A 10,367-nucleotide genomic window follows, 5' to 3' on the forward strand; every position below is an offset into this window, starting at 1 on the left:
TTTATTTCTGTAGTCTCGGTGTATGGTCTACTCCTGTTACTGGCCGCTACTTAAGAAGGTAACGTCTAATGGAAGCAAGCGCTCCGATTGCCCCGGCTTTATTGCCAAGCTCTGCAATGACCACTTGGATCGGAAGCACAACATAACGTTTCAGCCGAGCCTGAACTTCATTCAGATAATACGTTGGATTGGATGCAGCGACTCCTCCGCCGAGCACAATAATGGAGGGATTTAATAACGCTGTAATATTAGCGAGTCCTCTTGCCATATAACGCATAGGCAGTTCCAGAATTTCAAGTGCAGCTACATCGCCTGATTCTGCTGCCTTGAACACATGCCTTGCTTCAATCTGCTGTACTTCGCCCCCGGCCAGACTCCAGATCAGGGATAGTTCACTTCCTTTACCAGCTGTAAAATAATGCCTCGCCCGCTCCGTAATTCCCGTGCCAGACGTAATTTGTTCAAATATCCCGAATGCATCGCCATCAGCTACATATTCGGAAGTCAGTCCCTCGTCACCTGTGATAAAATGTCCTATCTCGCCAGCAGCCCCGTGCTGTCCACTGTATAACTCTCCATTCAGGACGAGGGCAGCCCCAATACCTGTGCCCACAGTTACCATCACACTATGACGATGCCCTTTGGCCGCACCCTGATCCACTTCTCCCATCGCTGCCATGTTCACATCGTTATCCAAAACGATCTTTCCGTTGTAAAACTTGGAGATTATAGGCCGGATGTCTTCTTCAGGCCACTGAAACGCAGGAGCGTTACGAAGTACACCTTCATCTTGCAGCACGACGCCTGGGAATCCCAATCCCACACCAGCCAGCTGATCCCATGGACAACCAACTTCCTCACAGAACGTTTTTAATTCGGCAAACAGCCACTGGAAAAACAGTTCCGGTTGATCAGCTGCTTGCGTTGGCAATCTGCGCTCGTGAACTTCCCCCTCATCCTTCCGGGTGGATAATATCATCAGCGTTTTGGTGCCTCCAATGTCTACACCGGCAACCCATGAAGCATTCTCTTCCATTCTTTCTGTCATTCCACTTCCTCCTTGGCAGGTATATTCCTGTATAATTTATTATCAAAAAGCTTCTGAATCATTTTGTCTTCTATGGATTCTATTCTTCAAGTGCCTCTTGTTGGAGGTTCAACAACGTCTGTTGCAGTGCCACTTGCACAGCCCCTGTAACGACGGCTTGCTCTCCGAGATCCGAACATGTCAGCTGTGGCTGCACCGGGAATTGCTCGGCAGCAGCTTTCCTGAGTAAAGGTAACAATACATCACCGTTCCCACCTATGCCTCCTCCCAGTACAATTAATTCCGGGGCCAGCAACGTACTAATCTGCCGAAGTGCCGAAGCGATCATCTTACTGTACTCTTTCATGATATCGATAGCCCAAACCTCTCCACTACGTGCTGCCTCAAAGATCGTCTTAGGCGAGTGATTAGCAGTATGAGAATCAAGAGTTCTAGTATGCAAGCCTGATACTTCACCATTCTTCTGATGATGTCTCTTCGTCAGTTGCATCAGCCCCTCAGCCGACAACACATCCTCCAGACGTTGGCCATCTTCCATGAGCATCTCAGCTACTTCACCGGTTAATCCGCCCAGACCATGAAGCAAATGCCCATGTACCATGATGCCTGCACCCGTTCCCGCCCCAATCGAGAAAAATACGAACAACGGCGACTCCATCGCAGCACCCCTTCTGTATTCACCGAGCGCAGCGAGATTCACATCATTATCCAGAAGGACATCACATGGAAAAGCATTGGCTAAGGCATCGCGAGAGAATTGCTGCTCCATGCCCGCAAGCGGGTCTACAATCCGGCTAATCTTTCCTGATCCGGGCAAGACAACACCGGGAATCCCAAATCCGATACAACGAATATCTTTCCACTGAAGTCGGTTTTTCTGAAGCAACTGATCGACATAACTGTACAGCTTATGTAGTACAGGCATTTCAGACGAGTCTGATGTCTCAATCCCACTCTCGGTTTCTGTATCTCCATAGGATTGCACGGGTTCCCGCTCTGGCATTCCTTTCATGCCTTGATCCATTGGGGGATAGGTAGCATAGGCAATGATCTGCCCACTCAAATCAGATAAGGCAATCCGAATTTGTGTAGCTCCAATATCAACACCGCAGACATAATACGCCGTTTCATTAAATTGGATTAGTGTAGCTTTGCGCCCTTGAGCATTATCAGCCCTGCCTGTCTCCTTCACCAGATTACGCTCGATCAGATGCTCCACTGCTGATGACACTGTTGGTTTGCTAAGTCCTGTGTGACGGCTGATATCTGCTCTGGACATGGAGCCTTGGTTAATCAGGGCATCCATAATCAGGTTTTCATTCAGGTTCCGGATATATTGCGGTGTGCCAGTCATTTTATCACCTCCATTTTATAGTTAGTTAGGTTTCTTAACGAATTAAATTCAATATAGCATCCAATATAGCGCGGTGTACAGCATATTTTCCGCTAATAGTTGTCATCCAAATGACATCCGCACAATCCTGATTTGCAGGGTAGACAATAGTCAACAATGACTTCAATTGTTTATCAGATTTGATATCACCTAACAACGGCCAAAAGGACGAAACAGAAAACTTCTCCGCTTCGTCCTTTTAAGCTTGGCTCTATAAAATATTATGACTTCGAAAGTTCGATAAAACCTTCCCCGAATACGTCCCGCACATCATGAATGGTGATAAATGCAATCTCATCCTCAGCCCGTACAATTTTCTTAAGCATCGGAACCTCTTGCTTGCTGATCACAATATACAGAATCTCTTTCGGATTCTTTGTATAGTAGCCATGACCCGACAGGACGGTGACACCACGATCCATTTTTTCAATAACCTGCTTCGCAATCTCATCCTGTTTCGAAGAGATAATCATGACAGCCTTTTTCGGATTCAGTCCTTCAATAATAAACTCCATCGTTTTAGTTCCAACAAACAACAGTACGATTGTACACATCAGACCCTGTGGCCCAATGATAAAGTAGGACGAAAACGCTACAATCAGATCAAAGAACAGCAATCCGTAGCTGATATTCCAATCTAAATATTTGTTAGCCAATCGCGCAAGAATAACCGTGCCTGCTGTTGTGCCTCCAACTTTGACGATCAAACCAATCCCGAGACCGGCAAACACACCTGCAAAAATGGTATTAACCCATAACTCATCCGAAGCAATGCTCCAACTTTTCGTCAGATGCAGAAAAAGCGAGTTAAAGATAACCGCAATAATGGTGTACACCGTCGTTGTTCGATCCAGGAACTTATAACCTGCAATTAATAGAATACCGTTAAGAATCAGGTTCATCAGCCCCGGGGACCAGTGAAACAAATAATACAAAATAATCGTGATACCTGTCACGCCGCCCTCTGCCAGATCGTTAGGGATGACAAACAAATTCACCGCCAGCGCAAACAGAAAGGCACCAGCCATAATAAATAAAATATCTGTGATTCTTCTTTTCATTCAGCGCTCCACCCAATCCATCCAAAATAATCTCAACTTATCTAATAACCTGTCATATACGCTTCAGGATAGATTTTACCACGCTCTTCATAAAATTTGTATACATAATACAAATTGTTGCGCTATTTGTGCAAAGGAACATTAAAACGTCACTTTTTAGCTACTTTTTATCCCCGTCACTGAACATGAACCATGACAAATGTCATGGTTCATTATTGATATTTGTCATTACAACAGGCTGACATTTATGACTTACGGTCACGCACGTATTCTTTTACAATGATAAAAACGCTTCCCATAAGGAAAGTCCTACCGGGAATCGCCAGGTTACAGCCGATCATAGCTGTACCAATTGAGGAGGAACATAGAATGAGTAGAAGCAAAGAAATGGCGCTTAAGAAAGAAGTTACGCCTTATGAAAAAAATGATCTCAAACTTAGCATTCGTCAATTAATCAATACATTGCTCCCGCTCTTCGTATTATGGGCAGCTGCATATTACAGCTTATCGATCTCCTACTGGCTCACATTTCCCATCGCACTGGTAGCTTCGGGATTTGTTCTGCGAACGTTTATTATTTTCCATGACTGTTGCCATGGTTCATTCTTCAAAAGCAAACGGGCCAACGATATTCTGGGCACCATCACCGGTGTATTAACCCTCACTCCCTACCAGCAATGGAAAGCAGAGCATTCCATTCACCACGCAACAAGTGGTAACCTCGACAAACGCGGTGTAGGTGATATTTGGGTGATGACTGTAGATGAATACAAGTCTGCTACTCCATGGATGCGTCTCTTTTACCGTGTATATCGCAATCCGGTCGTCCTGTTTTGTATTGGACCCATTTATGTATTTTTGATTGCTTATCGTTTTAACCGCAAAGCAGCAAGACGCAAGGAAAGAATTAATACCCATTTAACAACAGTTTTAATCATTGCACTGTATGGCTTTATGTGCTGGCTGATTGGATGGCAAGCTTTTGTCATGGTGCAGGCACCTGTATTTTTCTTCTCCGGTTTCTTCGGCATCTGGTTGTTCTATGTACAGCACCAGTTTGAAGAGACGTATTTTGAACATGAAGATGAATGGAGTTATGTCAAAGCAGCCGTAGAAGGAAGCTCTTATTACAAACTGCCTAAGCTACTGCAATGGATTAGCGGAAATATCGGATTCCATCATGTGCATCATCTAAGCCCACGTGTACCAAACTACTATCTGGAAGAAGCACATAATTCAACGCCGCCTTTGCAGAAGGCAACAACCATTACGCTACGTTCCAGCCTGGTTGCGCTTCGCTTCCGTCTGTGGGATGAGCAAAACAAAGAATTTATCAGTTTCAGAGAGCTGAGACAATCATCACGCAAAAATTACGTTCCGAACCCGATCCGGGTTACCAATCAAGCGGGTCTGACAGAGAAGCCTTAGGCTCTGTCGGATTCGTTTTCTTGTATTCAGACGATAGTCATGCTACAGTCAGGCTAAAGTGGAGTAACACCTTTTCAAGGAGGAGAATCTTATTCAGAAGTGGTCGCAGCTTTTTTATAAAAATACAGGCTTGAATCCGTACGTATGGCTCGTCTTTTTCATTCTGCCCTTCTATTACATCTCTCAATATTCGCAATTGTGGACACTGGTAACTGGCATTATTATTATTCTGGTATTTTTTGTATGTTACTTCTTGGCCTTCATCACCAAAGGCTGGCAGATTTATATGTGGATGGGATTACTGATTGCCATATCTATTACGATGACCATTGCGTATGATTATGCCTATTTCTCATTGTTTTTAGCTTTTTTTATTGGCAATATTAAAAATAAAGCCGGCTTTTTCACCCTCTACTCGGTGAATCTCGGTGCAAGCTTCCTGACGGTTAATTACAGCTTCATCAATCAAAACTCAATGCTGCTCAGCCAATTCCCATTTATCTTTATTAGTCTGATGGCCTCTATCCTCCTTCCGATCAGCACGTACAACAAAAACAAACGTGAACAACTGGAAGGTGAACTGGAGAATGCAAACAAACGACTGGATGATCTGGTGAAAATGGAAGAACGGCAGCGGATTGCACGCGACTTGCACGATACGCTCGGTCAGAAGCTTTCTCTGATCGGACTCAAAACCGATCTGGCCAAGCGCTTGCTCCGCAAAAATCCTGATCAAGCGCTCGTTGAACTGAATGAGCTCAGACAGACGGCAAGTACAGCCCTGAAGGAAGTTCGTGAGATGGTCACGACTATGCGTGGAACACAGCTAGTTGATGAACTATTCCGTGCGGAACAAATTTTAAAAGCCGCCTCCATTGAGTTTATTTTACACGGAAATCCTAAGCTGCAGGATACATCTCAATTGAATGAAAATGTACTGGGAATGTGTTTGAAAGAAGCGGTGACCAATGTGGTTAAGCACAGTCAGGCAACCACATGTACGATTAGTATTGAGGAAACCCCCTCCCACAATCTTTTAACTGTGCATGATAACGGGATAGGCATCGAACGTACACGTAAGCAAAACCTGCGAGGAACCGGGATTCTTGGTATGAAAGAACGTCTGGAATTTGTGAACGGCTACATGGACATTCGAACAGGCACGGAAATGGAAGGCACGGTACTTGTCATCCATGTGCCCAAGCTGGTACGCAAACCTATGAAGGAGGATGAAGAATGATTAGAATCGTCATTGCTGAAGATCAGCGGATGATGCTTGGCGCCTTATCTTCTCTGCTTAATCTGGAAGAAGATATGGAGGTTGTTGGACAAGCCAGCAATGGTCAAGAAGCCCTTTCCCTTGTGCAGCAACATGCACCAGACATCTGCTTGATGGACATCGAAATGCCTGTGAAGAGCGGGCTGGAAGCTGCCGAGGAACTTAAAGGCATGAACTGCAAAGTCATTATCCTTACGACATTTGCAAGAACCGGATATTTCGAACGTGCACTCAAAGGCGGAGTACGCGGCTATCTCCTCAAGGACAGCCCGATTGAAGAGTTAGCCGAAGCCATTCGTCAAGTCATGAGTGGAAGACGTATATTTGCACCCGATCTGGTCGATGAAGCTTATGTGGAGGAAAACCCGTTAACTGAACGTGAACATGCTGTACTTGGCCTCATGGCTGATGGGAAAAACACCAAGGAAATTGCCGGACATTTGTTCATCACGACCGGAACCGTTCGGAATTACATCTCTATTATTCTCAATAAATTAAATGCTAGTAACCGCATTGAGGCAATCACCCGTTCCAAAGAGAAAGGATGGTTCAAGTGAAAGAACCGTTATGGACGCTGAGGAAAAACAGTGGCCCTTGCCTTGAATACAATTCAAATAGCAAAAAGCTTGTCTCAAGAATTTCTTCATGAGCCAAGCTTTTTTTTGTATTTTACTTATGAATTGACTGATTCCTTTTAACCATGCCTGTATTCCAGAAAAAAATATATTATTTTACCGATACTACCATGCCGAGAGCATCGAGCGGTACCTGCTCTGTTTTCAACTGATGAATTTGTTTACCATCCTGCCATGTAATGGTCACACGAACCGTTTTCCCTCCACTTGCATATTCCACGTTCACAAATCCTTTGTCTTTGGGAGCGGGCAGCATGTGTTTCTCCAGATATTCGACCATCTTCTTCGCAATCCCTGTGTTGTTCATCTGATCCTCAGAGATGGAGCGAATCTGCATCGTCCATCGACCTTCCTTCCAGGTCAGGTACTGACTTCCGGCAGCGCCTTCCATCATACCTTGGATTCCATGCCCAAGATCAACCATCATATCCTTAGGGATGTTCTTCAGATCCGTTTCCGGAAAAATATCGGTTTGGTTCGGATTCTTGTACGTTTTTACTTCGTAGCTGGCTAGAAAAGGTACTTTATTATTCGAACTTGTTAACAAAGAGTCATTTAATGCAACTGTTTTACCCACTGTGTAGAAGTTCACATGTAATAACTGCGCCCAAATATTGGTCTTTAGACAATGGGAATGACGTTGGAAGAACCGTACTTTGCATCTTCAACTCACCGCGAACCGCCTTCACAACCTCATTTGTATCGGACAATTTCGAATGCGAAATACTTCCTTTGGTATTTGATGCGTCTGTGCCTTCTTTTCCCGCTGTGCTGCTACCTGCATTGCCTGAATCTGTATTCGCTGATCCGCCTTGATTCCCGGAATCACTAGATACGGCGTTTCCACTTCCTGCCTGAGTCTGTTCTCCCGCGGTTGTTGAAGATGAGCTACCCGTCGAGGACTGATTCGAGTTGGTTCCTCCACACCCTGTTAGAGCAAGCAGAACAGCTGTCGTCACCGGAATCGTCATCCATAACGTTTGTTTTTTCATGATGTGTACCTCCTAAAGATCAAACCGACTCGTTTCCGGATCCCTGCAATTAACGCTTGTCATTCCAGAAATTCAACGGTTGTACGTTTTTGGTTATAACTTCAAATTGATATCCTTCAGCCTTCAGCGTTTTCAACACTTGAGGCAGTACTTTCAAAGTGGCTTCCTGATCATGCATGAGCACAACAGGATTGGTGCCATTTTTATTCACATTGTGAACCTGCTGCATAATATTATTGTACACTTTCTGATGATCTTTCTTGTATTTCCAATCCAGTGAATCGACATTCCAATCCCACAGATGAAATCCTCCTTGAGCAAGAAGCACGTTGCGGAAAGCTGGTTTCATATAAGGTTTACTACCATATGGCGTACGAACAAGGCTCGTTTTAACTCCGGCAACTTTATTCAAACTTTCATTCGCTTGTTGCATTTCTTTTAATCCGCTATAAGCCGATTTATAAAACTTGCTTGGTACATGGGTTACACCATGTAATCCGAGCCCGTGACCTTCTTTTACAATACGTTGCGTAGCTTTCTGATATTGTTCCATATGAGGCCCAAGCATGAAGAAAGTAGCTTTGACTTGGTATTGATCCAGAATATCGAGAAGTTTACCGGTATGCGCAGTGGGACCATCATCAAATGTCAGATATACAATTTTGGCACTGGCCTTGCTGGCTGCTTTCTCAGTAGATGATGCTGCAGCCGAAGCAGAGTGCGGCATGAATATCAGTGGTAACAGAAGTAAAATAGCAAATGTAGCGACGAATGATTTACGAATGTTTAGCATAATAAAAGTCTCCCTTATGTGTGTTTTTCCCCGGGTGTGTAAATCATTTCTACTCGTATCCCATGGCGATTAATTTTAATAGTATCAGAGACACTACTCTCTCTTCTCGCTTCAAAGGCTACGGTAGAGTTACACTTTTGTCAGATAAACTTAAAAATGAAAACGATTTTGATAGATTTGGCCTTGAATAAATGCCCGTAAGGGTAGATCAATGTTGACATAACCTTTATTACCCTATTTTAGTATTTTGATAGGCTTCTTTTATTATATAAATCCGGAGACAGCAAAAAAGCTTGCACGTATGCAAGCTTTCTTCCGTAAATGTTACAACTTGGGGAGGAATGGATCATTTCATAACATGGCCAAGCCGTCCTGCAAAGATGCTGCAACATGGTGTACGGTATGTACTTGTTCCATTTTTGTTCAGAGGTTCTACCGTTTACTCCGCAGGAGCCGTAAACGAACGTTTAGCGAACTCTGCATCCAGCATGTAGAAAGCATTGCTGTCATTTTCAATGCGGCGCAGCTTCTGAATGATGTTATCAAACAAAGCTTCCTCTTCAACTTGCTCATCAATGAACCACTTCAAGAAATACATTGTAGCGTGTTCACGCTCGTTCAGCGCAATATCCGCTAGAGCATAGAATTTCTTCGTATTTTGCTGCTCATGCGCATAACCGTGCTCAAACACGTCCAGCATAGAGCTGTATTCGTTCTTCGGCTCAGGCATTGCTGCCAATATAGCCCGGTGTCCACGATCATTCAAAAATTTATAAATTTTCATGCCGTGGAAACGTTCCTCTTCCGCTTGTACGATAAAGAAGTTGGCAAATCCATCCAGACTCTTGCTGGAACAATATGCGGCCATCGCCATGTATACATGAGCGGAGTAAAACTCAAAGTTCATCTGCTCGTTCAAAGACGCCGTCAGTTCTTGGCTCATTATAAGCACCTCTCTCTTGCTGTGGAATAATTATATTTTAACATAACACGAAAACGACTTACACCATTTTTCTACATTATTCGTCAATGGTGGATTTATACGAGTCGAAATAAAGGAAGCTCTGTCGTGACGACAGAGCTTCCTTTATCATTTTGAAGAAAATGATTATACCAAGAACGCTTTGGAGATGATGACCAACAGAATGAACAGAACCAGAATTGCGCCTACAGAAGTGAAACCACCATAGCCGTAACCTCTTGTTTCTCCACCTAAAACTTCGCTCATTGATTGTACCTCCTCTGCAACAGGTATGGGTTATCTTATGCAGAGAACGAAACTTTGACAGGGCGAATGCCCTATTGCTCAAATGCTGTTTTCTTATTTTTAAATCAGTAACGCGGCGACTGTATTTGCATGATATCCAAAAATGGTACTTTCGCCGTAAATTCTTCTTCCGTATGCTCCACATGAACAAGGCGCGTGCGGGAATCCATTTTCACAATAATACCTTGCACCTGTACTTCCTTGCCCCAGACTGTCAATAACACTTCTGAGCGTTCATGAAAAGCCTCCACGAGTTGATTCCCCAACTCCTCCAGTTCAAACTCATCCCGTGTGGGTCTTTTTGCGACTTTTGCTTTCGCCAATGCTGCTGCCTCCTCTACTCCGACGTCCCGATTCCACGGTTGTTTGCCGAGTGCATATTCAATTAGTATACCATTCATTTACGTTTGTGTAATGTCATGACACCTTTTTTCCGGCAAAATACTCCGTATATTTCGACTTGTGTTCCCC

Annotated in this window: 12 protein-coding genes; 3 read left to right on the forward strand and 9 right to left on the reverse strand. The window is 44.0% G+C overall.

What is annotated here, in order from left to right; translation table 11 throughout:
* Positions 1–46 precede the first annotated feature (46 nt).
* The 3 genes from ACR8BL_RS04020 to ACR8BL_RS04030 form a co-directional block, all read right to left on the reverse strand.
* Positions 47–1,048 carry an ROK family protein gene (locus ACR8BL_RS04020; RefSeq protein ID WP_434751425.1) on the reverse strand — a complete coding sequence of 334 codons (1,002 nt, stop codon included), beginning with the start codon at positions 1,046–1,048 and terminating at the stop codon, positions 47–49.
* Between the two features lie 79 nt (positions 1,049–1,127).
* Complete coding sequence (locus tag ACR8BL_RS04025; RefSeq protein WP_434751426.1) at positions 1,128–2,402, reverse strand: ROK family transcriptional regulator; 1,275 nt, start codon at positions 2,400–2,402, stop codon at positions 1,128–1,130.
* Positions 2,403–2,662: 260 nt separating this feature from the next.
* Positions 2,663–3,502, reverse strand: a complete 840-nt coding sequence (locus tag ACR8BL_RS04030; RefSeq protein ID WP_434751427.1) for a YitT family protein — start codon at positions 3,500–3,502, stop codon at positions 2,663–2,665.
* A 369-nt stretch (positions 3,503–3,871) separates the two neighbouring features.
* Between ACR8BL_RS04030 and ACR8BL_RS04035 the strand changes: the two genes are divergently transcribed.
* The 3 genes from ACR8BL_RS04035 (at position 3,872) to ACR8BL_RS04045 (ending at position 6,766) form a co-directional block, all read left to right on the forward strand.
* Entirely contained in the window at positions 3,872–4,930 is a 1,059-nt protein-coding gene (locus ACR8BL_RS04035) for a fatty acid desaturase (protein ID WP_434751428.1), read from the forward strand.
* Between the two features lie 91 nt (positions 4,931–5,021).
* Positions 5,022–6,170, forward strand: coding sequence for a histidine kinase (locus tag ACR8BL_RS04040; RefSeq protein ID WP_434753005.1), 1,149 nt, complete (start codon positions 5,022–5,024; stop codon positions 6,168–6,170).
* Positions 6,167–6,766 carry a response regulator gene (locus ACR8BL_RS04045; RefSeq protein ID WP_434751429.1) on the forward strand — a complete coding sequence of 200 codons (600 nt, stop codon included), beginning with the start codon at positions 6,167–6,169 and terminating at the stop codon, positions 6,764–6,766. The genes ACR8BL_RS04040 and ACR8BL_RS04045 overlap by 4 nt, the downstream gene beginning before the upstream one ends.
* 169 nt (positions 6,767–6,935) lie before the next feature.
* On the opposite strand, the gene ACR8BL_RS04050 is transcribed toward ACR8BL_RS04045, so the two are convergent.
* The 6 genes from ACR8BL_RS04050 to ACR8BL_RS04075 all read right to left on the reverse strand — a co-directional run bounded on the left by ACR8BL_RS04050 (position 6,936) and on the right by ACR8BL_RS04075 (position 10,219).
* Positions 6,936–7,421, reverse strand: coding sequence for a hypothetical protein (locus ACR8BL_RS04050; RefSeq protein WP_434756562.1), 486 nt, complete (start codon positions 7,419–7,421; stop codon positions 6,936–6,938).
* Positions 7,414–7,836, reverse strand: coding sequence for a hypothetical protein (locus ACR8BL_RS04055; protein WP_434751431.1), 423 nt, complete (start codon positions 7,834–7,836; stop codon positions 7,414–7,416). Before ACR8BL_RS04055 ends, ACR8BL_RS04050 begins: the two co-directional genes overlap by 8 nt.
* Before the next feature lie 49 nt (positions 7,837–7,885).
* Positions 7,886–8,629 carry a polysaccharide deacetylase family protein gene (locus ACR8BL_RS04060; RefSeq protein WP_434751432.1) on the reverse strand — a complete coding sequence of 248 codons (744 nt, stop codon included), beginning with the start codon at positions 8,627–8,629 and terminating at the stop codon, positions 7,886–7,888.
* Positions 8,630–9,068: 439 nt separating this feature from the next.
* Entirely contained in the window at positions 9,069–9,572 is a 504-nt protein-coding gene (locus ACR8BL_RS04065; protein ID WP_434751433.1) for a ferritin, read from the reverse strand.
* A gap of 165 nt (positions 9,573–9,737) precedes the next feature.
* Positions 9,738–9,857 (reverse strand): hypothetical protein, encoded by a 120-nt coding sequence (locus ACR8BL_RS04070; RefSeq protein WP_017688846.1) that lies wholly within the window; start codon positions 9,855–9,857, stop codon positions 9,738–9,740.
* Between the two features lie 104 nt (positions 9,858–9,961).
* Positions 9,962–10,219, reverse strand: coding sequence for a YolD-like family protein (locus ACR8BL_RS04075; RefSeq protein ID WP_434753006.1), 258 nt, complete (start codon positions 10,217–10,219; stop codon positions 9,962–9,964).
* Positions 10,220–10,367: the final 148 nt, after the last annotated feature.

Origin of the sequence: Paenibacillus amylolyticus (assembly GCF_051136285.1) — a bacterium.
Taxonomy (GTDB): domain Bacteria; phylum Bacillota; class Bacilli; order Paenibacillales; family Paenibacillaceae; genus Paenibacillus; species Paenibacillus amylolyticus_F.